The organism is Vibrio sp. QJM3NY_35 (assembly GCF_057785915.1).
Genome location: NZ_CM173507.1, coordinates 933,045 through 958,574, shown reverse-complemented (window position 1 = coordinate 958,574; position 25,530 = coordinate 933,045). Strand labels below are relative to the sequence as shown.

The 25,530-nt window shown below is 46.8% G+C and carries 24 protein-coding genes; all 24 read right to left on the bottom strand.

Annotated elements, in window-relative coordinates; translation table 11 throughout:
* Positions 1–25 precede the first annotated feature (25 nt).
* Positions 26–1,198, bottom strand: a complete 1,173-nt coding sequence (locus AC3CH3_RS04380) for a chemotaxis protein CheW (RefSeq protein WP_488537803.1) — start codon at positions 1,196–1,198, stop codon at positions 26–28.
* Entirely contained in the window at positions 1,185–1,967 is a 783-nt protein-coding gene (locus AC3CH3_RS04375) for a ParA family protein (RefSeq protein ID WP_017064111.1), read from the bottom strand. The genes AC3CH3_RS04380 and AC3CH3_RS04375 overlap by 14 nt, the downstream gene beginning before the upstream one ends.
* A 10-nt stretch (positions 1,968–1,977) precedes the next feature.
* Positions 1,978–3,102, bottom strand: a complete 1,125-nt coding sequence (locus AC3CH3_RS04370; RefSeq protein WP_488537802.1) for a protein-glutamate methylesterase/protein-glutamine glutaminase — start codon at positions 3,100–3,102, stop codon at positions 1,978–1,980.
* A gap of 13 nt (positions 3,103–3,115) precedes the next feature.
* Positions 3,116–5,299, bottom strand: coding sequence for a chemotaxis protein CheA (locus AC3CH3_RS04365; protein ID WP_488537801.1), 2,184 nt, complete (start codon positions 5,297–5,299; stop codon positions 3,116–3,118).
* 9 nt (positions 5,300–5,308) lie between these two features.
* Positions 5,309–6,040 (bottom strand): protein phosphatase CheZ, encoded by a 732-nt coding sequence (locus AC3CH3_RS04360; protein ID WP_017064113.1) that lies wholly within the window; start codon positions 6,038–6,040, stop codon positions 5,309–5,311.
* 105 nt (positions 6,041–6,145) lie between these two features.
* The gene (cheY, locus tag AC3CH3_RS04355) at positions 6,146–6,514 is read right to left on the bottom strand and encodes a chemotaxis response regulator CheY (protein WP_016767062.1); all 369 of its coding nucleotides are present in this window, start codon (positions 6,512–6,514) and stop codon (positions 6,146–6,148) included.
* A 42-nt stretch (positions 6,515–6,556) separates the two neighbouring features.
* Positions 6,557–7,291 carry an RNA polymerase sigma factor FliA gene (locus tag AC3CH3_RS04350; protein WP_019820733.1) on the bottom strand — a complete coding sequence of 245 codons (735 nt, stop codon included), beginning with the start codon at positions 7,289–7,291 and terminating at the stop codon, positions 6,557–6,559.
* Positions 7,284–8,171, bottom strand: a complete 888-nt coding sequence (locus AC3CH3_RS04345) for a MinD/ParA family protein (RefSeq protein WP_017060668.1) — start codon at positions 8,169–8,171, stop codon at positions 7,284–7,286. Before AC3CH3_RS04345 ends, AC3CH3_RS04350 begins: the two co-directional genes overlap by 8 nt.
* 13 nt (positions 8,172–8,184) lie before the next feature.
* Positions 8,185–9,747: a flagellar biosynthesis GTPase FlhF gene (flhF, locus tag AC3CH3_RS04340; RefSeq protein ID WP_048607835.1), complete on the bottom strand. Its 1,563-nt coding sequence runs from the start codon at positions 9,745–9,747 to the stop codon at positions 8,185–8,187.
* A 27-nt stretch (positions 9,748–9,774) separates the two neighbouring features.
* Complete coding sequence (gene flhA / locus AC3CH3_RS04335; RefSeq protein WP_019820735.1) at positions 9,775–11,874, bottom strand: flagellar biosynthesis protein FlhA; 2,100 nt, start codon at positions 11,872–11,874, stop codon at positions 9,775–9,777.
* Positions 11,875–12,084: 210 nt separating this feature from the next.
* The gene (gene flhB / locus AC3CH3_RS04330; RefSeq protein ID WP_488537800.1) at positions 12,085–13,215 is read right to left on the bottom strand and encodes a flagellar biosynthesis protein FlhB; all 1,131 of its coding nucleotides are present in this window, start codon (positions 13,213–13,215) and stop codon (positions 12,085–12,087) included.
* A gap of 9 nt (positions 13,216–13,224) precedes the next feature.
* A complete protein-coding gene (fliR, locus tag AC3CH3_RS04325; protein ID WP_017060672.1) occupies positions 13,225–14,007 on the bottom strand; it encodes a flagellar biosynthetic protein FliR in 783 nt (260 codons plus the stop codon).
* A 6-nt stretch (positions 14,008–14,013) separates the two neighbouring features.
* A complete protein-coding gene (gene fliQ / locus AC3CH3_RS04320; RefSeq protein ID WP_004736211.1) occupies positions 14,014–14,283 on the bottom strand; it encodes a flagellar biosynthesis protein FliQ in 270 nt (89 codons plus the stop codon).
* Positions 14,284–14,294: 11 nt separating this feature from the next.
* Positions 14,295–15,224: a flagellar type III secretion system pore protein FliP gene (fliP, locus tag AC3CH3_RS04315; RefSeq protein ID WP_488537799.1), complete on the bottom strand. Its 930-nt coding sequence runs from the start codon at positions 15,222–15,224 to the stop codon at positions 14,295–14,297.
* Positions 15,211–15,651, bottom strand: coding sequence for a flagellar biosynthetic protein FliO (fliO, locus tag AC3CH3_RS04310; RefSeq protein WP_488537798.1), 441 nt, complete (start codon positions 15,649–15,651; stop codon positions 15,211–15,213). The genes fliP and fliO overlap by 14 nt, the downstream gene beginning before the upstream one ends.
* Complete coding sequence (fliN, locus tag AC3CH3_RS04305) at positions 15,651–16,061, bottom strand: flagellar motor switch protein FliN (RefSeq protein WP_004739851.1); 411 nt, start codon at positions 16,059–16,061, stop codon at positions 15,651–15,653. The genes fliO and fliN overlap by 1 nt, the downstream gene beginning before the upstream one ends.
* Positions 16,062–16,090: 29 nt before the next feature.
* Positions 16,091–17,134, bottom strand: coding sequence for a flagellar motor switch protein FliM (fliM, locus tag AC3CH3_RS04300; protein WP_017631770.1), 1,044 nt, complete (start codon positions 17,132–17,134; stop codon positions 16,091–16,093).
* A gap of 7 nt (positions 17,135–17,141) precedes the next feature.
* Positions 17,142–17,630: a flagellar basal body-associated protein FliL gene (fliL, locus tag AC3CH3_RS04295; protein ID WP_017060677.1), complete on the bottom strand. Its 489-nt coding sequence runs from the start codon at positions 17,628–17,630 to the stop codon at positions 17,142–17,144.
* Between the two features lie 90 nt (positions 17,631–17,720).
* Entirely contained in the window at positions 17,721–19,841 is a 2,121-nt protein-coding gene (locus AC3CH3_RS04290) for a flagellar hook-length control protein FliK (protein ID WP_488537797.1), read from the bottom strand.
* A gap of 182 nt (positions 19,842–20,023) precedes the next feature.
* Complete coding sequence (fliJ, locus tag AC3CH3_RS04285; RefSeq protein ID WP_488537796.1) at positions 20,024–20,461, bottom strand: flagellar export protein FliJ; 438 nt, start codon at positions 20,459–20,461, stop codon at positions 20,024–20,026.
* Positions 20,462–20,480: 19 nt separating this feature from the next.
* Positions 20,481–21,800, bottom strand: a complete 1,320-nt coding sequence (gene fliI / locus AC3CH3_RS04280) for a flagellar protein export ATPase FliI (protein ID WP_017060680.1) — start codon at positions 21,798–21,800, stop codon at positions 20,481–20,483.
* Positions 21,800–22,600, bottom strand: a complete 801-nt coding sequence (gene fliH, locus AC3CH3_RS04275) for a flagellar assembly protein FliH (RefSeq protein WP_017060681.1) — start codon at positions 22,598–22,600, stop codon at positions 21,800–21,802. Before fliH ends, fliI begins: the two co-directional genes overlap by 1 nt.
* Before the next feature lie 125 nt (positions 22,601–22,725).
* Positions 22,726–23,787 carry a flagellar motor switch protein FliG gene (gene fliG / locus AC3CH3_RS04270; RefSeq protein WP_488537795.1) on the bottom strand — a complete coding sequence of 354 codons (1,062 nt, stop codon included), beginning with the start codon at positions 23,785–23,787 and terminating at the stop codon, positions 22,726–22,728.
* On the bottom strand, positions 23,780–25,522 hold the full coding sequence (gene fliF, locus AC3CH3_RS04265; protein WP_019820741.1) for a flagellar basal-body MS-ring/collar protein FliF: 1,743 nt from the start codon (positions 25,520–25,522) through the stop codon (positions 23,780–23,782). Before fliF ends, fliG begins: the two co-directional genes overlap by 8 nt.
* Positions 25,523–25,530: the final 8 nt, after the last annotated feature.

Genomic DNA, 25,530 nt, shown 5'->3' with positions numbered 1-25,530 from the left:
TGCTTTTGTTGTACCAATCGTAGTACTAGCTCAATGCTTTTACATCTAGCCCTGCGTTTAGCATGGCGATTAATGCTTCGACATGGATCAAAGCACACATTTTTTCTTTTACCATCCCAGCGAGCCAAGGGCGTTTTCCCGCCGTTTCTCGCCAGCGTACTTTATCTGTATTCAGCAACTCGGTGCCTTTGAGCTCAGTGCCCGCAAGGCCCCACAAGCTTTCTCCAAGCATCACTATATATTGATAGTTTTCTTTGTATTCGTCACCCGATAGTTTCTCAGACATCACCCATTTTGCGGTATCGACCACATCTAGCTGACTATCACGGTTGGTTTGTAACCCCAAATACCAAGTCGGTTTACCAATAATGTGATTGACCTCTTCTAGGCGATGGATACCACCGAGTTCATCAAGCGGCACCGCAAAGGTCACACCGTTCACATCGAAATACAGTACTTGAAAATCTTCTGTTCGAGTTTGGCTTTCCCAAGAAGTAAATTGGTCTGCACCTCCAGTTTGAGTTTCAAGTTCAACAACTGGCTCGATTGAAGGAGCTTCAAGCTCAGGTTCTATCACCTCGGCTTGTTCAGTTTTTACTAACTCAGCTTGAGCGGGAAACTCAACTTCAACTTGTTGCTCTTCAATTGACGGTGATTCAACCAAAGGCTCGACAGCAGTTGATAAATCGGGTTCTGGAAGATTCCAATCCTGAACCTCTGGCTCTTCGAACACTTGAACAGACTCAACCGCGGCGTCAAACATTTGCATGTCTGCTTGCTGGGCGATTTTCTGGGTATTCTGATCCATCAACTCATCAAGATTCAGTTCATCAACCACATTGGTTGCTTCTAAGCGACTGAGTAGCTTTTGAACATCCTCAAGATTAGGCACTTCGAACTCAGCTGCGCGTATTTCCGCATAGCTTGAATGATGACTCGCCAATTGGCGCTCTGGCTCTGGCTCTGGCTCTGGCTCTGGCTCTGGCTCTGGCTCTGGCTCTGGCTCTGGCTCTGGCTCTGGCTCTGGCTCTGGCTCTGGCTCTGGCTCTTCAGATTGTGATTCGTCGCTCGACTCGTCAACAAAAAAGTCGTCAGATTCATAGCTTTCATCGCCTAACAGCGCAGTAAAGTAGTCATCCAGAGCTTGTTCACTGGAAAGACTTGCCTGCGCCAATGTTGATTCTTTATTCGCGCTCATTTATCGCCAACCTTTCGAGATAAATAAGCAACTGTTTATAAGCAAATACACCACGGCTACCCGATGCAAAATGAGAGGCTGGCAAGCGCTTTAGGCTCGCATCTCGAAACTTAGTATCAATCGGCACCGCAGATGTCCAAACTTGGTTTGGATAATCATCTTTGAGCTGCGTTAATGTTTGCAGTGAGGCTTTGGTTCGCTTGTCATACATCGTTGGGACAATCGTCACCTTAAACGGTGTTTTGCGAGACTTCTGCATGATGGTCAAAGTGCGAATCATACGCTCTAAGCCCTTCATCGCCAAAAATTCCGTCTGTACCGGAATCAAAATACGATCACTCGCAGCCAATGCATTGACCATCATCACACCCAGAATTGGCGGGCAATCGATCAACACATAGTCGTAATCGTCTTTCAAAGCGGCCAAAGCGCGTTTCAAGATCAACCCCATGCCGCTTCGATTTCCCATTACACGGTCTAATGTCGCCAAAGACATGTGCGCAGGAATAATATCGATACCTTCGACTTCCGTTTGTAACAGTAAAGGTCTTACCGTCTGCGCGTTAAACTCACGCAACTGGAACAGATCAAACAGGCTCGATTCCACCGTATCTGAGTCGTAACCCAGATAGGTGGTCAGTGATGCATGTGGGTCAGTATCAACCAACAGAACACGGTGCCCCTTCAACGCAAGTAAACCTGCTAGAGTCACGGTCGTGGTCGTTTTACCAACACCACCTTTTTGATTTGCAACACTCCAAACAATCATTTCGATTTACCTAAGCTAACCCAACTTCAACCAAGATCCTTTCCGCGATGCGGTCTAGAGGTAGGTCTTCAGTAGAAATGCCAGCTTTTGCTACAGCTTGAGGCATACCATATACAACACAACTATCTTCGTCTTGTGCCCAAATCGTCGAGCCCGCAGTTTTCAACATACGCGAACCTTCTCGACCATCTGCGCCCATACCGGTCAGTATCATAGACAATACTTTGTCGCCGTAGATCTTCGCTGCAGAGCCGAATGTGACATCCACACAAGGCTTGTAGTTCATGCGGTCGCCGCCATCGATAATTCTTAGACGTGCAGACCCTGCGCGGCCATCCACCATCATCTGTTTACCACCCGGAGCAAGATACGCCACTCCAGGTTTTAACACATCACCGTCTTGCGCTTCACGAACTTCAATCTTGCACAAGGTGTTCAATCGACTAGCAAAAGCAGCAGTGAATGTTGCTGGCATATGCTGAACTAACACAATGGGATGTGGATAGTTGGCAGGGATGCGAGTCAAAATCTTCTGTAGAGCAACTGGGCCGCCAGTCGACGTACCAATTGCTGTTAATTGATACTTCTTACCTGACGCTCTGAATTTCGCCGTTGATGCAACTGCAGGCTTCGCTGTGGAAGTCGCAGCTGCTGTTGAAATCGGCTGGCGCAATGGCGTAGATGTTGAAGTCGTTGTTGTCGCTCTCGGCGCAATAGGAGCACGACGCATAAATGCACGCTTTGCAGCAATCTGAATCACACGCTGTTGAAGCAATGCAACTGCATCGTCGCGGTTACGTGCAATGTCTTCAAACTTCTTAGGTAGGAAGTCGAGAGCACCTGCATCTAACGCATCTAACGTTGCTCTCGCTCCATCATGCGTTAACGATGAGAACATCAAAATAGGCGTTGGAGACGCGGCCATGATCTCACGAACGGCAGTGATGCCGTCCATGACAGGCATTTCAATGTCCATCGTGATTACGTCAGGTCTTAGCTGTTTCGCTTTTTCAACGGCTTCTTTACCGTTTACTGCAACATCAATGACTTCTAGGCGAGCCTCTGAGTTGATGATCTCGCTAACGCGACGACGAAAAAAACTCGAATCATCAACGACTAATACTTTAATCGCCATATTTATCCTTAAATTAAATTCTTGACGCAGCTGCGTACTGCTTCAACAAGTCCGGCACATCTAGAATCAATGCAATGTGTCCGTCACTTGTAATTGTCGCGCCTGCCATTCCTGGTGTGCCTTGCAGAAGCTTATCAAGCGGCTTGATCACGACTTCTTCTTGACCGATAAGCGTATCGACAACAAAACCAACACGTTGGCTACCAAGTTGTACGATAACAACATGGCCGTGTCCTTTGCGCAGTTCAACAATACCCGCTTTAGGTGCAAGCCAGTTTTGCAAGTAGAACAACGGAATAGACTTATCGCGAACGATGATCGTCAGCTGACCATCAACCACGTTTGTGCGGCTTAAATCTAGGTGGAAGATCTCGTTAACCGATGCCAATGGCAACGCAAATGGGTGACCCGCAACACCGACCATTAAGGTTGGTAGAATCGCTAGGGTTAGTGGAACCTTGATAGTGATCTTGGTGCCCTGTCCCATTTCTGAATCAATATCAATAGAGCCGTTCAGTGTGTTGATCGCTGTTTTCACAACGTCCATACCCACACCACGACCAGATATATCCGAGATCTGCTCTTTGCTTGAGAAGCCAGGAGCAAAAATCAAGTTGAAACACTCTTTATTCGATAAACGAGACGCTGCATCTTCATCCATCAGGCCACGTTTAACCGCGATAGCACGAAGCTTATCAGGGTCCATACCGCCACCGTCATCAACGATAGCCAGTTCAATGTGGTCACCTTCTTGAGAGGCAGACAGAATCACTTTACCCGTTCTAGATTTACCTGCTGCAACACGGTCGTCTGGCATTTCGATACCATGATCGACAGAGTTTCTCACCAAGTGAATCAGGGGATCAGCAAGTGCTTCTACTAAGTTTTTATCAAGATCCGTTTCTTCGCCACGCATTTCAAGAACGATGTCTTTCTTCAAGCTACGAGCAAGGTCACGGACAACTCGTGGGAAGCGACCAAATACTTTCTTGATCGGCTGCATACGAGTCTTCATTACCGCACCTTGTAGGTCTGCAGTAACAACATCTAAGTTAGAGACAGCTTTCGACATTTCTTCGTCGTTGCTGTTAAGGCCAAGGCTGACGAGTCGGTTACGCACCAATACCAGTTCACCTACCATGTTCATGATGGTGTCCAGTGTTGATGTATCAACGCGAACTGTTGCTTCAGCTTGCTGCTTCTTAGCCGGTGCTTTAACTTCAGCTTTTGCTGGAGCGCTCGGTTTCGGCTCAGCTTTAACGGCAACTGGCGCAGCAGGTTTAGGCATAGCTTGAGGTGCTACTGCCTTAACTTCTGCTGGCTTAGTCGCGGCATCCAATTCTTCAATCGAAGGTCCATTACCTGAGCCATGTAGTTGGTCAAGTAACTTCTCGAACTCTTCGTCAGTCATCAGATCATCGCCTTCAGACATCGCCGAAACAGGTGCTGCTGGCGGTGGAGGAGGCGTTGAACTTGCCGCTGTCGGGCTCTTACCCGCACCGTGCAATTCATCTAATAACTTTTCAAATTCGTCATCAGTAATATCACCACTGTCAGCAACAGACTGAGGTGCAGCGGGTGCTGGCGGCGGTGTTGGTGCAGAAGGCGCTGTTGGTGAACCACCTTTACCGTGAAGCTCATCAAGCAAGCGTTCAAACTCATCTTCAGAGATATCATCGACTGAAGATGCATTGATGTTTGAGCTTTCAGCAGTAGGTTCCGGAGCAATAACAGGCTCAGGCGCTGCAACAACAGGTTCAGGGATAATAGGTGCAGGCGCTTCTACTGGTGCCACTTCATCCGCAGACTCTGGTTTACAGAGACGGTGAAGTTCATCCAATAAAGATTGGTCGGCTGGCACTAAAGGTTCCTGATCTTGCACGGCGCGAAACTGTACATTGACTGTATCTAGCGCCTGCAGCATGGTATCCATCAAACCTGATGTTACGCTGCGTTGGCCGTTTCGCAGAATGTCGAACACATTCTCAGCACCATGACAAGTATCCACCAGCTCAGTTAATGCTAGGAAACCAGCACCACCTTTTACTGTATGGAAACCACGGAAAATAGCATTTAATAGGTCTTTGTCGTCAGGGTTATTCTCAAGCTCTACCAGTTGTTCTGATAGGAGTTCAAGGATCTCTCCTGCTTCGACTAAAAAGTCCTGAAGAATATCTTCGTCTAAATCGTAGCTCATACGTTACCTTTAAAATCCAAGACTGGATAACAAATCGTCGACTTCATCTTGAGATGCGACAGCGTCTTCGCGCTCTTCTGGGTTCATAATTGGACCTTCAGGCGCAATCGATGCTTTCTTCTCTGACTCTGGAGTTGGCTCTTTTTGATTCGCACCGAATACCGTGAGAATCTCGACCAAACGTCCTTCCACCTCATTCACCAAGGTAATAACTTTGCTGATTATCTGCCCAGTTAAGTCTTGGAAATCCTGAGCCATCAAGATTTCAGTCAATTGTCCGCGTAGTTCAGTACTATCGCCTTCTACTTGGACAAGCAATCCATCAATGCGGTGACATAAAGCTTTAAATTGTGCCAGCTCAATGCGGCCATGCATCAGTTCATTCCATTGAGGCCTTACTTGAAGTAAACACTCGTGTAGGTTGTCTGCGATTGGCATACAGCGATCGACAGCGTCCATCGTCTTATTTGCCGCAACTTCCGTTTTATCAATGACATACTGAAGGCGATCCCTTGCATCAGGGATTTCGTCATTTGCGATAACGCTGATGCGTTCATCGAAATTGAATTGAGTCAAAGAGTCGTGGAGGTCGCGTGTCAGACTTCCTATTTCTTGAAGCATTGGATTGTCTTGAAGACTAAAGTTATCTTCATAAATGCTTCTCACAAGAGAATCAGCATTTTGCTGCTCATCGTTCTCAAGCAGCTCTACTAATTTTTTTGCTTGTTCTAATGAAATCATCCTGAATTCGGCCTTACTCCGCATACTTTGTGCGCTTAGGCTATCGAGATAAACAGATAACTTATCAGTCAGTGTTTACCTAGAAGTGCCTAAATTTATTGATGCTTATAAGCGATCAAAAATCTTATCAAGTTTCTCTTTCAGCGTTGCAGCAGTGAAAGGCTTCACAATGTAACCATTAACACCCGCTTGCGCAGCTTCGATGATCTGCTCACGCTTCGCTTCAGCTGTGATCATAAGCACTGGAAGGTGCTTAAGTTCTGCGTCTGCGCGAATGTGTTTAAGCAGGTCAATCCCTTGCATGCCTGGCATGTTCCAGTCAGTTACCACGAAATCAAATTCGCCTTTTTTCAGCATAGGTAACGCGGTCAAGCCATCATCTGCTTCTTGAGTGTTGTTGAAACCTAAATCGCGAAGTAGGTTTTTAACAATTCGGCGCATCGTTGAAAAATCATCAACAATGAGAATTTTCATGTTTTTGTTCAAATTAGCCTCCACTGAATAGGATCAGTGTTGTTAGTCGTTCTGTGTCCAAGCACTTAACTTAGTGCGTAAACGCTGCATAGATTGGCTCAGTATTTGGCTGACACGAGATTCGCTGACACCTAACACTTCCCCAATCTCTTTTAAATTGAGTTCTTCGTCGTAATAAAGCGAAAGCACAAGGCCTTCCCTTTCCGGAAGTTGTTTTATCGAACCGATCAAAGCTTGGCGGAATGACTCATCAGCAACCCCTTGAAAAGGCGTATTATCTTGAGAGTCTTCATTCGGAGATATTACATCATCTGAGACGCCTAAATCTTCGATTCCAACCAGTCTTGAGCAATTAATGTCAGTTAAAGCACTGTGATATTGCTCTAAGCTGAGCCCCATGTGTTTTGCCACTTCGGCATCACTCGGGTCGCGGTTGAGGATACCCTCTAATTCCGCGATTGCACTGCTGATTTCTCGATTGTTTTTATGAACCGATCTCGGTACCCAATCCCCACGGCGAATGTCATCCAACATTGCCCCGCGAATTCGAATACCAGCATACGTCTCAAAGCTTGCACCTTTGGTACCATCATAGTTTTGTTGCGCTTCAATCAAGCCGATCATGCCAGCTTGAATTAAGTCATCAACCAATACATTAGGCGGTAATCGCCCCAACAAGTGATGAGCGATACGTTTAACCAACACAGAGTACTTCTCAAAAAAAGCCTGTTGGCTATTGTGATTAGCGTGTTGATCGTAAGTAAGCGCTTTATTCACCAAATGGTTCCTCTATAAATTCAGTACGATTCAGCAGCCTTTCAACAAAGAACTCCAAGTGTCCGCTCGGTGTTTTTGGTATTGGCCAGGTCAATGCTTTGTTAGCCAAAGAACTGATTGCCAATGCAGCTGGAGAGCGAGGAAACGCATCGACTACGATTTTCTGTCTCTTGACTGATTGACGTACTTTATCATCTAAAGGAATACATGCTACGAGTTCGAGGCTCACATTCAAGAAGCGCTCTGTGACCAAAGTCAACTTTGCAAATAATTCTCGGCCTTCGCGGTAGCTTCTGACCATATTTGCAACAACTTTGAATCGCTGAACTTGGTGCTCTCTGCTCAAAAGCTTAATCAAAGCATATGCATCTGTGATTGAGGTAGGTTCATCACATACCACAACAACCACGTCTTGCGCCGCTCTTGAGAAGCTGATCACCATGTCCGAAATACCGGCTGCGGTATCAACCAACAAGATGTCCATCTCGTCTTCAAGCGAACCGAATGCGCGAATCAAACCAGCATGCTGAGCGTGTGAAAGTTCTGTCATGCTTTGTGTGCCCGATGTCGCTGGAATAATTTTAATTCCGTGCGGACCTTCGACAATCGCATCCTTAAGTTCACATTCTCCAGCCAACACATGCCCAAGGTTTCGTTTAGAACGAATACCTAGCATGATATCGACGTTCGCTAGCCCTAAATCGGCATCTAGCACCATGACTTTTTTGCCTTGGCGCGCCATGCAAATAGCCATACCTAACGTCACATTAGATTTACCAACGCCTCCCTTACCACCGGTTACCGCGATAACTTTTGTGAGTGAAGGCTTGGTTAAGCGACGGAGGCCGCTAGCTTGATCATGTATCATATTTTCATTCATATTTATCCGCCGCCTAGAGCCCTTCAGAATCGCTATTCCAGTAATGAGGTTCATTCTCTGTAGATTTTTCTAATAACTCATTGGCCTTAGCAATCATGTACTTTGGCTGAGCTATAACGATATCTTCAGGAACTCGTTGACCATTTGCTATGTAAGCAACTGGTAATGCATTTTGTATTACGACACTGATGAATTCACCTAGACTTAGGGATTCATCCAGCTTAGTCATGATGCATCCCGACAACGGGATTCTTCTAAAGTGTTCAATTGTTTCTTGCAGCACTTTGCGTTGCGCGGTTGCAGGCAACACAAGGTAGCTATTGATAACGGAACCACTCTCTTGCATCAGTGTGTCTAACTGCTCAGATAGGCGAACATCTCGTTGTCCCATGCCTGCAGTATCGACCAGAATCAGGCGACGATTACGTAACTGATATATTACATCGGCCAGTTCGCTAGAATCTTTAGCAACTCTTACAGGACAACCCATAATTCGACCGTAGATCGATAACTGCTCATGTGCACCTATACGATATGTGTCAGTTGTCACTAGTGCGACGTTATCAGCGCCATATTCCATGGCGGCACGTGCAGCTAGCTTTGCAACAGTCGTTGTTTTACCCACGCCGGTTGGGCCAAGTAGAGCCACAATACCGCCGCGTTTTAAAATATCTTTTTGTGTAACAGAGATTTGGTCTGCAACCAGAGCTAACAGAGCCTTCCACGCACGTGCAGGTTTAGTATCTTCAGGAATGTAACACGCCATTTGATCGGCAAGCTCTGCAGATACACCCATACGCTCAAGGCGCTTAATAAGCATCGCTCTGAGCGGTTCACGACGCTCAACTTCTTGCCACATTAACCCGGAAACTTGATGCTCTAACAGACGACGAATTGAGGTCATCTCTTCACGCATCGTTTCCATTTCAGTATCAGAACCTTTGGATTGAGTATTCTCTCGACCACGATCATAACGGGTCGGATCCAAGCGAGGTGCCGGGCGCTCTACTCTGCGGTCTTCAGCAATTAACTTAGACAACCCCGTTTCACGAGCAAATGCAGAATCAAGATTTCCGTGAGACTGTTGGTTACCGTGAGATTGCTGATGGCCATGAGACTGCAAATTGCTTTGACTCTGATGACTATGAGGCTTATGACCCGTGCTTGATTGGCGATTGAGCAATGCTGACAATGAATCTTCATTTTCAGCACGATGCTGTGGCTCATCATCGGCGCCATGACTGTATTGCTTTAGCATGTTCGCAAAGCGTTTGGTCATTGAGCGTCCACCTTCAGCATTCGACTGTAGGCTAACCTTGTCATCGTCTAATTGACGTCGCCCTGCAGGAGCTGCGGGCGCGGCCATTTGCGTATATTGGCTTTGGGCAGGCTGCTGAGGTTTATTTAGTCTCTGGCTTGCTGTTGAAGGGCTAGATTCGCCATCAATAGCGGCAACAATTTCCACGCCACCTGCGACCTTTTTGTTAGACATGATCACCGCCTCTGAGCCAAGTTCTTCTTTAACTTGGAGCAGAGCCGTTCGCATATCTTTTGCAAAAAATCGTTTAATTTTCAATTCGATCGTCCGTTCTAATTAGGCGGCTTAATTACCAACAGCTTGTACGATACGTATCTGCTTTTCGTCCGGTATTTCTTGGTAAGACAAGACTCGTAAGCTTGGGATCGTGTTCTTCACGAACTTAGCCAGAGTCGAACGCAACACGCCAGAGGTCAATAGTACCGCGGGCTCACCTTTCAGCTCTTGCTCTTGTGTAGCGTGGCTGAGGGAGGTCTGTAAACGTTCGGCTAAACCAGGTTCAATACCAGCAGATTCTCCGCCGGATGCCTGCATGGTTTGATGCAAGATTTGTTCCAGTTCAGGAATCAAGGTTATCACTGGTAATTCTGGCTCTATACCATTGATTTCTTGAACAATTAATCGTTTCAATGAGATACGAACCGCCGCAGTAAGTATGTCAGGTTCTTGACTCTTACCTGAATACTCCGACAAAGTTTGGACTATGGTTCGAATGTCACGAATTGGAATCGCTTCATTCAGCAGGTTCTGTAGCACTTTCACAACCACACCCAACTGCAATTGATCCGGTACAAAGCCTTCCACCAGCTTAGGTGTTGAGCGACTGAGCATCTCAAGCAAGTTCTGAACTTCTTCATGGCCAATGAGCTGTGATGCATTGTTGGTTAGCAGCTGGCTAAGGTGTGTCGCCAGTACGGTAGAAGAATCGACAACGGTATAACCTAGAGCTTGTGCGTGTTCACGCTGCTCTTCACGAATCCAAACCGCTTCAAGGCCAAAGGCAGGGTCAATCGTCGGCTCGCCATCGATCATCCCATAGACTTGACCTGGGTTAATCGCGAGCTCCATGTCTGGCTTAATCTCAGCTTCACCCACAGCAACACCCATAAGGGTAATTCGGTAACTGTTTGGTGTCAGTTCTAGGTTATCGCGAATGTGTACTGCTGGGATCAAGAAACCAAAGTCTTGAGACAGCTTTTTACGCACACCTTTAACGCGTTCAAGCAATTCCCCGCCTTGGTCTCTGTCAACCAAAGGAATTAAACGGTAACCCACTTCTAAACCAATAATATCGACAGGTTGAACATCATCCCAAGAGAGCTCCTTCTGAGAGCCCGCTTCTCCATTCGCTTCAACCGTCGCCGGAAGGTTGGGTTGTTCAGCCTTCTTCTTGTTCTTTTTATCGATGTAATACGCCCCCGCTCCTGCAACGATGGCAAGGCTCAAGAATGAGAAGTGCGGCATGCCAGGAACAATACCCATAATGCCAAGGATGGCGGCAGTGATCATAAGGGCTTTAGGGTTGTCGAACATTTGGAAGACAAGTTGCTCACCCATATCTTCATCAGTATTTTGGCGCGTTACCATCATTGCAGCTGCGATCGACAATAATAGAGACGGAATTTGTGCTACCAGACCATCACCGATAGTCAGTAGTGTATAGATTTCGATTGCTTCGCCAAAACCAAGGTCAAACTGAGCCATACCAATGCTCAAGCCACCAATGATGTTGATGAATAAGATTAAGATACCAGCGATCGCATCGCCTTTAACAAACTTAGAAGCACCGTCCATCGAACCGTAGAAGTCAGCTTCTTTGGTTACTTCAAAACGTCTCAGACGCGCCTGGTCTTGGTCGATCAAACCTGCGTTCAAGTCGGCATCGATTGCCATCTGTTTACCCGGTAAGGCGTCTAACGTGAAACGCGCGCTTACTTCCGAGATACGACCCGCACCTTTTGTTACAACCATGAAGTTGATGATCATAAGAATCAAGAACACCACTAGACCTACCGCATAGTTACCACCGATAACCACGTTACCGAAGGCTTCAATCACATTACCGGCTGCGTCGCCACCTTCATGACCATGGAGCAATACCACACGTGTCGAAGCAACGTTCAAGGCCAACCGAAGTAGAGTCGCAATCAGCAGGACGGTTGGGAATGCAGCGAAGTCTAAAGGCCTGCGGGTATATACCGAGACCAGTAGCACAACCATAGACAGTGCAATGTTGAAGGTGAAGAACATATCCAACAAGAAAGCTGGAATGGGCAACACCACCATAGCAAGCGTTGCAAGTACCATAACAGGTGCACCAATCGCAGGCATGGCACGGTTAGGGATTTTAGGTAGCTTGTCCGCAAAAGGCAGGGAGAATTTCATAAATCTAGACAGTTTCGCTATGTTGTAGCTCTCTGAACAAGTGGATTAGGTCTTAGTCAGGGCTGTTTGCTATGGGCTTATAATGTTCAGGCTACTACAGCAAACACTGTACCAACATCTCACGTCAAATTATCGCCATCACCTCTATAAAAGGAAGATTAGCTAGCTCGCTATTATCAGGGTTCATCACGCAGAGCTCAAGCAATTGATCTAATGACGTAAATCAGGTGGGATCGGCATATTAGAATCTTGCAGTTTTGGTCGCTCACCACCTCGTTTTCGGTACTGTTTAAGCTGGAAAACATATGCAAGCACTTGTGCAACTGCCGTAAACAGACCGTCAGGAATTTGTTGTTCTAGCTCAGTGGTGTGATAAAGCGCCCTCGCCAATGGCGGCGCTGGAACGATATAGATGTCGTTTGCACGCGCAATCTCACGGATCTTCATCGCCATGTGGTCGACACCTTTAGCAACCACAATTGGTGCTTTGTCTTGATTCTGCTTGTAGCGCAGCGCCACTGAAAAGTGTTCCGGGTTGGTCACAATCACATCCGCTTGAGGGACATCAGCCATCATGCGACGCTGAGCCGCTTCCCTTTGAAGCATACGAATTCGGCCTTTCACTTCCGGCTTACCTTCAGTGTCTTTGAATTCGTCTTTGACTTCTTGTTTGGTCATCTTCAATTGATCGGCGTGTTGCCAGATCTGGAACGGAATATCAATCGCCACCACAATCAGCAGTGAGCAGCTGATCAACAGGATGAAGTTGAGCAAGATATCCAAGGCATGAAAGATGTTCTGTGGGTACACATCCATACTCAGCTGCATTAAATCATGCTGAGAGGCTTGAATCAGATAAATCGCCATCCCCGATACGAGCGCTACTTTAAGAATAGACTTGAGCAGTTCAACCCAACTTTGCAGGCCAAACATACGCTTGATCCCACTCAGTGGGTTGAGCTTAGACGCCTTTGGCATCGCCGCTTGCATTGAGAAGTTAATCCCACCGACACCCGCAGCGCCGATGACGGCAGCAACAAACAAGGTTATCAGTATCAAAAACAGCGGAAAAAGCAGGTTCACCAGTGCGCCACCAGCGATTTCAAGCAGCTTATTGGTGTCAAAGATTTCGTCGCGACTCAAAGAGAACAGACGTTGCATCGCCTCGAACAAAGCCTTCGCCATCGATTCGCCAAACCACATTAATGCAATCGCACCGACAATTAGTACCGATGCTGACGCTAGCTCTTTTGACCTTGCAATCTGCCCTTTCTCTTTGGCCTGTTGCAAGCGTTTGGGCGTTGCGTCTTCTGTGCGTTCTTGACCATCTGACTCTGCCATTTCAGTCTCCTAGCAATCTAACCGGATTAGACGACATATCTGTTGTTCGCCCTGCATCCAGAATAGCTCATAGTGACTATACAAGCCGCCAAGGATGTACCAACAAAGTAACAGGCCCACGAGTAGCGCAAATGCAAAACCCAAAGAAAAGATGTTTAATTGAGGTGCCGCACGCGTCATTACACCAAACGACAAGTTAATTGTTAACAGCGCGATAATGCCCGACAAGGACATCGCCAATGCCGTTTTGAACATGATACCGAGCCACAACGCGAGCTCTCGAAAATCAACAGAGGTCAACGATCCACTGCCAATCGGCAAGGTCTTAAAGCTAAACACCACCAGCTGCAGCATTTTCAAGTGACCATCGGTCGCCAAGAAAAACATGGTCGCAAGCAGCATGAACAGTTGACCAAGTACCGGCGTGTTTTGCCCGTTAGCCGGGTCGACCATTGATGCAAAACCCAAACTCGATTGCATACCGAGGATCTGACCCAGCATAACAAAGGTTTGAATCATGAACTGGGTAACAAAACCCATGGCCACGCCAATCACAATTTGCTCGAAGACGGTTAGGAAACCTTGGAAAGAGAGCAGTTCAATCTCTTTGGGAACAGCAGGAATCGCAGGCATCACCGCAAAAGTAATCGCCAAGCCTAAATACAGACGAATACGCGGCGACACGAAGCGTGCCCCTGTTACTGTCATCACCATCAGCATCGCTGAGATGCGAGTGTATGGCCAAAAATAATTGGCTAACCACTCTAGTACAAGGCTCGTTGGGTATTCCATATCTGTTTAATACAGAACTTGCGGCAAGCGTTCGATGAGCTCAAAAAAGAACTCCATCATCATCTGAGTCATCCAGTGAGCAAACATCATCAACGCCAATAACGTCACGATCAAACGCGGCAGGAAACTCAGTGTTTGTTCGTTGATTGAGGTCGCAGCTTGGAAAACAGCCACAACCAAACCAATCAGCAGGCTAGGAATAATGATGGCGCAAACCATGATTAATACCATCCAAAGGGCATCTCGGAACAACTCTACGAATATTTCAGGATTCATTATTCCCCCAGCTACAAGGCAAAACTGCCGGCGAGTGTGGAGAGTATCAAGTTCCAGCCATCAACAAGAACAAACAGCATCAACTTAAACGGCAGCGATACAATCATCGGTGACAACATCATCATACCCATGGCCATCAATACCGATGCCACCACCAAGTCGATGATTAGGAACGGCAAGAACAGCATAAAGCCGATTTGGAAAGCCGTTTTCAATTCCGACGTGATAAATGCTGGAATCAGAACCGCCATCGAAACATCTTCAGGGTTGGTCACTTCCGCACCAGAAATCTCAACAAAGGTTTCAAGATCTTTGATTCGAGTCTGTTTAAGCATGAAAGATTTAATCGGTTCTTGGGCAACATCAAATGCCTGTCGCGCCGATATCTGTTCATTTAGATAAGGCTGAACTGCTTGTTCGTTAACTTGATTAATGACTGGCGACATGATGAAGAAGGTCAAGAATATCGCGATACCAATAATGACTTGGTTAGACGGTGTTTGTTGTAGACCCATCGCCTGACGCAAGATAGACATCACGACCACAATACGAGTGAACGACGTCATCAAAATCACCATCGCCGGCAAGAAGCCAAGCATGGTCATTAACGCAAGAATTTGCAGGTTTATCGAGTAGTCTTCACCACCATTAGCATTGGTTGTCATGGTAAAGGCAGGTATGCCGCCACCATTGCCATTTAAGCTGCCCGTGGTCATGGTTGTCGATTTGGCTTGGTCTTGTTCCATCGTGCTGATGGTGACCGACTCTGAACTAGCCGTATTCGCCGGAATTACAGTGCCGTCTTCAGCCTGTGCGAATACCGACACACTGAATACTAGGGTACAGAGAAGAGTAAGCTGAACCAGCAGCACTTTCACCGCGCGGAAAGATCCGGCTTGGTGAAAGTAAGAGGAGTTCAAAAGTCCGTTATTTGTTTGCATCTTTTTTCATGAGCTGGGAAAGCTGACTTGAGAATGTACTTTTTTCCAGCATCTCCTGAGTAAGAGGTTTATCAAGCTTAGAGATCAACTGAATAGATTGTGTGGTAATGCCCACCAAGAACTGCTCATCACCCGCTTGCACGATAGCGATACGCTCTTTTGTGCCCACTGGGATTTGCCTAACAATAGCCAAACCTTGTTGATTGGACATCGCTGGTACTTGCATTCGTTTCAGTAGCCAAGCAATAAATAGGATGAAGGCTATAACGAAAATTAGCGACCCAAAAGTGGTCGCTAAATCAAGAGAAGGCGGCGTTGCTGCAAAGGCAATGGAAGGAGCCGTTAATAGCCCTACTCCCAAGATTCCTCGTAACAAACCTGTCATTCCGAGAAAAGAGCCCGCCAGTATTTGAGACAAGAAGCTCATTAACGCAGCTTCTTAATTCGTTCTGTCTGGCTAATAACGTCAGTCAAACGAATACCAAACTTGTCGTTCACCACAACCACTTCACCGTGAGCAATCAGAGTTCCGTTGACCATCACGTCTAGTGACTCACCAGCGATTCGATCAAGCTCAACAACCGAGCCTTGGTTCAATTGAAGTAAGTTACGGATACTGATCTGAGAGCGGCCAACTTCCATCGAAATAGTCACTGGAATATCCATAATGGTATCCAGCTTACGACGCTCATCTTCAGAAATCGGAGATGATGAATCGGTTAGCTCATCAAGTGGTGCCGCAAGCACATCATCAACATCAATTGACGGCGCTGAAGGGTCTTCACCAAGTGCTGCAGCCCATTCGTCTGCTAGCTTTTGATCTTCACTAGGTTCCATTACCAATTCCTATACTTTTATCTATTTTTCTATTCGTCATCATCGCTGTTTTCGAGTTCAGACATTAAGTCTTTACCTAGAAAAGCGAGATCAGTTTTAACCACATGTGGTCTTTGAATTTTTTCCGAAATCTGTACTGCAAGCTTCTCACCAGAACGTCCCATTTTCACACGATAAGTCGGCAGTTCTTCGACAAACATCGTTGCGTGCTCAGGCATGTTCATTGGGATAACGTCACCAGGGCGCAGCTCCATTAAGTCGCGCAGGGAGATGTCTTGCTCTAGAAGGTTGACGCGGAAGTTAACAGGCACGTCCATGATTTCATCACGCAGTGCGGTACTCCAACGAACATCGGTTTCCATCTTGTCTGATTGAACACCCGCATCAAGCAGTTCACGGATCGGCTCAACCATGGAATAAGGCATGACAACGTGGAAGTCACCACCACCACCATCCACTTCAATGTGGAACGAACTCACAACAATCACTTCGGTTGGGCTCACAATGTTCGCCATACTTGGGTTCACTTCAGAATCCAAGTATTCAAACTCAACCCCCATCACCGGAGACCATGCTTCTTTGTAATCTTCAAAAACAATTTTCAACAGTAACTGAATGATTCGTCTTTCAGTAGGCGTGAATTCACGACCTTCAATCTTGGCGTGGAAACGACCATCACCGCCAAAAAAGTTCTCTACGAGAATGAAAACCAGACGAGCTTCCATGGTGATGAGTGCCGTACCTTTCAGTGGACGGAAACGAACCATGTTTAAACTGGTGGGTACATACAATGTGTTTTGGTACTCACCAAACTTCATCATTTGTACGCCGTTGATCGACACTTCAGCCGTTTTACGTAACATATTAAACAAGCTGATACGCATATGACGTGCGAAACGCTCGTTAATAAGTTCAAGGGTCGGCATTCGACCACGGACGATTCGATCTTGAGATGAGAAGTCGAAATTGACCGCATTGTCATTTTCGGTTTCTAAGACATCTTCAACTTCTTCAACATCATCAACGCCATGTAACAGCGCATCAATTTCGTCTTGGCTTAATAAATCGGTCACAAATTACCTATTGAATTACGAAGTCAGTGAATAACACTTTTTCAATCACAGGCTGGCCAACAGCTTGAGCCAGGCTTGCTTTAATATCTTCTGTTGCCTTATTACGCAGTTCCACGCGGCCTGTTGGTGAGCGCAATTGATCAACCGTTGCCGAAGCGAACGTGGCCAGTAGCGTACTTTCTACAAGTGGAGAGTGGTAACGAGCCAGGTCTTCATTCTTACTGCCACGTACCATGAGCTGTGCTTTTATCTGAACTAGGCGATCTTTTTTGTCACCTGTCACATTAAACAAGAAGGGCTGAGGAATATTAACATACATAACCGGCTCTGCAGCGACCACAGCCGTTGCTGGCTGAGACTGAGATTCAGAGGCGCTATCGTCAGAACCTAAGAAAAAGTACAGCGCACCACCTATACCAAGCAGTAACACAACTACGGCAATAATAATTATAAGGAGCTTGCTCTTCCCTTTAGGTGCATCTTGTTCTTCGGCCATATCTTACTCTAACTTCCTGTTCTTGCGATTAACTGATGGTTCTTTTTATTAACTGGTTTTTTCTATTAACCAAGCGTTCTTAGCCTGATATTAGGCATAATAACTAATTCCATCACGCTTTGACGCGACATTCAATTCAAGATTGCTGCCACTATCAAGGTTTTCATCACCTTGCGTATCATTTGTGCGGTTAGCGCCGGATTGTTGCTCACCATTGTTGTATCTATCTTGTCCCTGACCGGAGTTCTGTTGTTGAACAGACGAATCGGCAAGCTGCAGACCTTGCTGAGCAAGCATCTCTCTCAAGCGAGGTAAGGTTTGTTCAATCACATCTCTCGCTTGCTGATTACTCACCGTAAAGTGCACGTTTGCCACGTCATTATTCATGGTCATGCGAATTTTCATTTGGCCCAGTTCTGGTGGGTCGAGACGAATGTCCAAGTTCTTAAGGTTCTTAGACATCATCATTTGTACTTTTTCAGCCACTTGCTCATTAGCTAGCTCTTTGGTGAGTTGTAAAGGCGCTTGTTGAGCAGCTTGAATTTCAGCTCGCGTAGGTGCTGAACCCACCGCGGCTGCACCTTGTGCACCAGCCGCAGAAGCGATCTGCTGAGCAAAGGTCGAATCTTTAGAATCTTCTTTAGCTCCCGCTTTACCCAAACCAGACAGTGCTGCGGCACCGGCGCCCGCTTTAAGAAGCGTATCAGTCGAACCTGCTTTTGTGGCAGCTGGCGTTGCGTTCATCGCCATTCCTTGCGCGGTTAAAGCTGGATCCAACGTTGCTTGCTGCAGAGGTGAAGCCACATTAGCTTGTTGAGCAGCTGCCTGTTGGGCTGTATGTGCATTATTGGCGTGCAGCATTGCCGCCTTATCCGTAAGAGCATTGTTTGCTGATTGAGAAGCGGCCTGCGCTGTCACTTGTTGTGCCGCCGTCGCTACAGCTGCTGTTGATGCTACCGCAGCTAAAGCTTTAGTTTCGCTTGAATCCGTATTATCCCAATCAATAGCAGCGGGGTCACCGGACGCGCTGTTCACAGCCGGAACTTGACTTAACAAAGCCGTTGCTTGTTGTTGAACGTTAGTGAGTTGTTGATTCAACAGGTCTAGGTTAGAGGTCGCTTTAGCCAAAGCGGCTTGCTCATCAACCGTCAACTTAGCGCCACTTTGTTGCTTCTCAAGCAAGCTATCGACAACAGACTGCTCTGATTCGATTTGTCCATTCAATTGGTTTAGCGCTTTGGTATGGGCATCTACTTGCTTTGCCAGTTCAATATCCACGGCTGACAATGCTTGGCTCTGCTCGGCAGCAACCGCACTAGCTGCATTCTTTTGGCTCAGCTCTCGGCTCATACTGGCTTCAATTTGTTCTGGAGTGACGCCTTTATCCATCAACTGTCGAATTTCAGCATCAGTTAGCTGAGAAACACCCTTACCTCCGGTAAGTACAGCGATTTCAGAATCGACTTCAAGGCTCTTCTCCTGATTTGCAGCCTTAGCTTGTTGTGTCGCCTTATCCGTAACGGAAACTCCTACAACAGAAGCACCAGTTACATTACCTTGGTCTACCTGACCTTGCTGAGGCAAGCTCTTGCCGTTTGGCGCTTGATTTAGAGTTTTGTTTGCCTCATCCAATTGACCAAGCAATTTATTGCCTTCACTCATCGCTGCATTGGCTTGCGATGCCTGCGTAGCACCATCTACAGCTGATGGACCCTGAGTTTGGGATTGAGCAATATGTACTTTAGATTCGTTAGTTGTAGCCTGCGCATCTTTACCATCTGCCTTATCTGCGACAGTCTTATCTGCAACAGTGCTATCAGTGCCCGAATTGGCTTTGAGCTTAGCCTCAGATCCAGACGCAGCCTCTGCTGATGTTTTATCAGAAGCTTTCTCGCTTTCTACTTCTGAAGCTGCTTGCTTGCTTTGCGCTTCGCTCACTTCGTCAGTAGCCTTTGATTCAGCTGAATCACCTTTGTTCGTTTCGGCTGACGCTTCACCTTCGGTAGATGCCTGTTTAGTATCAGATTTCGCGGTGCTTTCTGTATCTTTTGCTGCTTTACTGCCACTTTCTTCAAAGCCAAGCGCTTCTTTAAAGGACTCAAAGAAACCTTTAGAGTCGCCGGTTTCTTCTACCTTGGAAGAGGCAGAACCGGTGTCCAACAACGATGACGTTTTGTTGGTCGCTGAATTTGAGGAAAGACTAACATTCATATATACAAGCTCTATCTACTAGCTTTGCTGCCATGAATCAGGCAACAAAAAGAAAGTCGGATGCTTTTCATGCCTTTGGTGGGCATAACGCGCAATTTTATATAAAGCGGAGCAAGAAACATGCCTATAAGTTCAGTTCTCACAATATCGAGAACAACGCTTACGTCATTCGTGGCTTAGGATCACATCTTCTTTCGGCTGTATAACAGAGTCGAGAACTCATCCATCTGCTTTTGTTCTCTTTGATCTTGCCGCTTTGCTTTCTCTTTCTGCTTTTTCTCCATCAACCACTCGTAGGATTTACGTTTTTTGCGTAACTCCATCCAGTAGCTTTGGCAGTTGTCGACTTGATTTTTAAAGTGGTGCTCGGCTTCTCTCTGTTTGGATAATGTCTCATCCAACTGAGTTAAGAAGCGGTTCAAGTGACCATATTGGCTCGCCGTTAAACCAGCCTTGCCGCGGTCAACGAGCTGCTGACAGTAATCCAGTCGATACTTTTCAATCTGCGCAACTTGCTCATAGTAACCTTGCAGCTCAGAGTTCGCTTTGTTGAGCGCAAGTACCGCTTGGTTCTCTTGATCTTTGGCTTGATCGAGCAAAAATTCTAATGCGTTATCCATGACTAACCTTATTCACCCGTTAGCCACCCAATACATGTTTCAACATGTTGACACACATGTCATATGGGACAGTTTCTTTCATCTTCTGCTGCAAGTACTCATCCAGTTTTGGTTTCAACGTGAAGGCACTATCGATTGCTGGATCCGTTCCTGGCTTGTAAGCACCAATCGACACCAAATCTTGGTTTTTACGGCAGATAGACAGCACTTGCCTTACCGCTTTCGACATCAAGACATGTTCTTCAGTGGTGATTTGCGGCATAACACGACTGACGGATTTCTCAACGTCAATCGCTGGGTAGTGACCGGCATCGGCCATCTCACGAGATAGCACAACGTGACCATCGAGAATTGCTCGCGACGCATCCGCAATCGGATCTTGTAAGTCATCGCCTTCGGTTAACACGGTAAAGAAAGCCGTGATAGAACCTTGTTCATCATTGCCGTTACCTGCTCGTTCCACCAGCGCAGGAAGCTTAGCGAAGACTGATGGCGGATAGCCCTTGGTTGCTGGCGGCTCACCCACAGACAGAGCAATTTCACGCTGAGCTTGAGCAAAACGGGTCAATGAATCCATGAGTAGCAGAACATCTAAGCCTTGGTCGCGGAAGTACTCGGCGACAGCCAACGCGGTTTGACAGCCTTTTAAGCGCATCAATGGTGATGAGTCGGCAGGAGCGGCAACAACAACCGAGCGCTTACGGCCATCTTCACCAAGAATCTCTTCAATAAACTCTTTTACTTCTCGTCCACGCTCACCAATTAGACCGACTACCACCACTTGCGCGGTTGTGCCTCGAGTCATCATCCCCAGCGTGACCGACTTACCCACACCAGAACCAGCGAACAGGCCTATACGTTGCCCTTTGCCCACGGTTAGCAAACCATTAATGGCCTTCAAGCCGACATCGAGTGGCTCAGAAATCGGTTTACGTGCTAACGGGTTGATTGGTTCCGCATTAAAGGAAGCGCGTTGCTCGGTATAGATTGGACCTAATCCGTCGAGTGGATTACCGACGCCGTCGATCACTCGACCGAGCAGTTCCATTCCAACAGGGATACCACTTTCGGTGGTCATTGGTGTGACGCGAGCGCCCGGTAAGATCCCAGTGATTTGCTCACTCGGCATCAAAAATAGGTTATCGCCAGAGAAACCGACGACTTCGGCTTCCATCTGACCAGACATGGTTTCGACTAAACACAAACTGCCGATTGGCGCTTTACAGCCGGTCGCTTCAAGCGTTAAGCCAACAACGCGTACTAATTTACCAGAGGCAATTGGTCGCGATTTTAGCCCCTCGACTTTGTACTGACTGAGACGATTCGCTAACTCAAGCATTACTCATGACCTTGGTGACGATTTGCGCCGCAGAAGTTTTGAATGACGTTCTTTACACGATCTTCCATGCGGTAGTTAACGCTCGACTCACCCGCTTCAATTTGTACATCACCACGGTTGAGTGCAGGCTCTGCGACCAGCGTCCAATTACGGCAGTCCAATTCAGTCTCGCCATACGCAGAGCGAATGATCGCCACATCTTCCGGATTGAGTTTCAATGTGATTGCGTGACCAGAGATCGGCAACGACTCTACCGATTCTTTAACGGTATCTAATATGATTTGTGGGTTGGTTTGTACTTCAACATGAACCACTTCTTTGACCATGGTAAGCACCATGTCGACCAATTGCTTCTCCACCTGAGCGTTCATCAACTCTAATGGTTGAGCGAACTGGTTTGCCAGCCCCATGAAAACGGCCACTTGTTGTTGAATGTATTCTTGACCCGCGGTTACACCTTCAAGCTTGCCGGCTTCGTTGCCTTCTTCGTGACCTGCGGCAAAACCTTCTTCTTTGCCTTTTTCATAGCCTTGCTTAAAGCCCGCCTCTTGACCTTGATGCAGCCCTTCCTGATAAGCGCCTTGTTTAATCAGCTCGATTTGCTCTTCAGTCAGAACCAGCTCTTCATCTTCAATGGCTTCTTCAACCGTTGGCATCCAACTAGGGTCGTAGTTAAAAGCAGTTTCTTTGGCTTGCTTGCTCACGTCAGAGGTGTAGTCAGGCAGCCCCCATTTCTGAGGTTGGGCAACCGTATTATCTTCTTCAGGGCGAAGGAAGCCGCGTTTTCTATCACCTGACATATCAAGTACCTATCTATGAGTGGCTTAACTGTATAGTGAATTCAAGCAGTTAAACTGAGTTAATCTGTGGTTCGAGATTGGATAAAGAAAAGCCCCAACAGTGTGGGGCTTTTGAGATTTCTGTATTAAAGGAACTCGTCGGCGCCACCAGACAGCATAATTTCGCCAGTGTCTGCCATCTTCCTCGCGATACCCAAAATCTCTTTCTGAGCCGCTTCAACATCAGAGACTTTGACTGGCGGCATCGCCTCAATATCGTCTCTCATCATATCGGCAGCACGTTTAGACATGTTCTTGAAGATCTTCTCACGTAGACCTTCATCTGCACCTTTAAGTGCTTTCTGTAGAATATCTTGTGGAACATCACGTAGTAGTCGTTGAACACCTTGGTCATCAACTTCAATAAGGTTTTCAAAGACAAACATCAGATCTTGAATCTGCGTTGCCATGTCTTCGTCTTGGTCACGGATTTGATCCATCAAGACGCCTTCTACATTGTTGTCCATGTAGTTCATGATCTCAGCCGCGGCTTTCAGGCCACCAATTTTGGCTGCTTGAGCACCCGCTTGACCCGCGAACTGTTTCTCCATGATTTCGTTCAATTCAGCAAGCGCCGAAGGTTGAACTTCTTCAAGGTTGGCAATACGCATCATCAGATCCAGACGAACTCGCTCTGGGAACTGAGACAGGATCTCAGCCGATTGATCGGCATCGAGGTAAGACAACACAATGGTTTGAATTTGAGGGTGCTCGTTGATGATAATGCTCGCCACCTGACGAGGATCCATCCACTTAAGCGAATCCAAACCTTTCGAACCTGTGCCGAGAAGGATTTGGTCAACAAGGTTATTCGCCTTGTCTTCACCCAGAGCAGCAACTAACGCATTACGCATGAAGTCTTCGCTGCCCATACCAATGTTGGTGTACTTCTGAATATCATCTAAGAAAGCACGGTGCACAGCGCCTACTTTTTCTTGGGATAGGTCTGTAGCTCGCGCCATCGCACTACCCACACGCTGAACCTGCTTTGGCTCTAGGTGACGAATAATACCAGCAGCATCTTCTTCATTTAAACTGAGCAACAAGATCGCAGCGCGCTCATCGCCTGAGATAGAGCCGATATCCACGCTAGAGACATCAAGCACTTCACCGCCTTCAGTTTGTTGTGGAACTATTTCGTTAGCCATCTACCATCCAATTCTTAACTACTTGAGCTGCTAGCTCTGGTTCATTCGCTACAAGTGCACGTACTGCTTTCAGCACGTCCTCGTCTTTATGAAGGTTTGGTAAGTCGATACTTGAACCAAATTCAAACAGCTCACCACCTTCAATATCACCACCAATTAAGCTGGTTTCGCCGTCGGCACCAATTGGCATGCCATCAGGTCCGTACATCTGTTCATCGTTGTCTGCTGCTGGGTTAAGCAGTTTCTTCATTGCAGGGCGAACAAGTACTAACACCACCACAATGATAACCAAGGCACTTGCAAACCAACGAACCCAATCATTGAAGTTTGGATGCTCCCAGATTGGCACATCAGCAACAACATCTGTTACTTGAGGTGCAAACTGCATGCTTAATACGTTGAGCAAATCACCACGAGTTTCATCAAAGCCCACCGTACCAATCAGTACTTGGCGAATCGCATTGATTTCGCTCGCCGGGATTGGCGTATGAACCACTTCACCCGTATCTGGGTTCAAGGATTGGCGGTCTTTGATCGCAACAGAAACCGTCTGACGATTAACCGTGCCGCTCTGTTTACGTTCATGACTGATGGTGGTGTCTAGCTCAAAGTTTCGAGTCGCTTCTTTGTGAACAGAGCCTTGACCTGTCATCGCGCCGTCTTTCATCTGAGCCACATCTTGCGGGATTGAGGCATCAACGGGAGGCTGGTTACTCAACGCACCCGGAATACCCGCCACCGTATTTCCATTGTTGTAATCTTCTAAGGTGTATTCACTTCGAGTCGCCGGTGTATTCGGATCAAAACGTTTTCTGGTTTGCTCCACAGCACTGAAATCGAGCTGGATATCAACCTGAGCGGTGTAGTTACCAAACCCAAGAATAGGAATCAGGATGGAGTCAATTTTTTCACGCAGCGCTTGTTCTTGATTGCGCTCTAACTCGTGTTCTTTACGACGCGCCGCTGACATAGGGTCTTGAGAGCCTGAGCTCAACAATCGGCCATGCTGATCGGTCACCGTAATACGTGAGGTTTTCATTCCCGGAACGGCACTTGCCACCATATCCACAACAGAATCAACTTCTTGCTGTTTGAGGTTAGTACCTGTTTTTAGAGTTAGGAATACAGAAGCAGAGGCTTCTTGATTATGACGTACAAAAACACTCTGCTTCGGCAAGGCCAATAAAACCTGAGCTTTACGCACCTGTTTCATCTGCTCAATGGCTTTGGCAAGTTGTCTTTCGCGGCTTAATTTAAGGCGTTCTTGTTCTAAACGTTGTGATACACCAAAACCCATGTCTTGCATGAGGATGTCATCACCCGCGTTTCGCTCTTGATTCAAACCCGCTCGTACCATATTAAGCTTTAATGAGTTGTACTCACTCGCCGGTACTGAGATGGTATTGCCTTCAAGCGTGTAATCGATCTTTTGCAGATCTAAGTAATCAAGAACGGGGATCAATTCTTCTGTTTCGTAAGCCCCTAATGGACGCATTTCTGGCTCTTTTACCCAGAAAAACAGCATCACAATCAGCGCTACACAGATAGAGATAGAAAGGACTAACACGACCTGACGAAGTAAATCAAGATCACCGACAGCCATATCGAACTTCGATGAACTGCGTTCACCTAAATCGGGATTTTGCCCTTCTCCGTCTAGCTCAGAGCCTGCAATAAGTGCATGGTCGTTGCTATCGCTTACGGTTAAATCTGTTGTTTGACTATTATCTGCCACTATTTAAC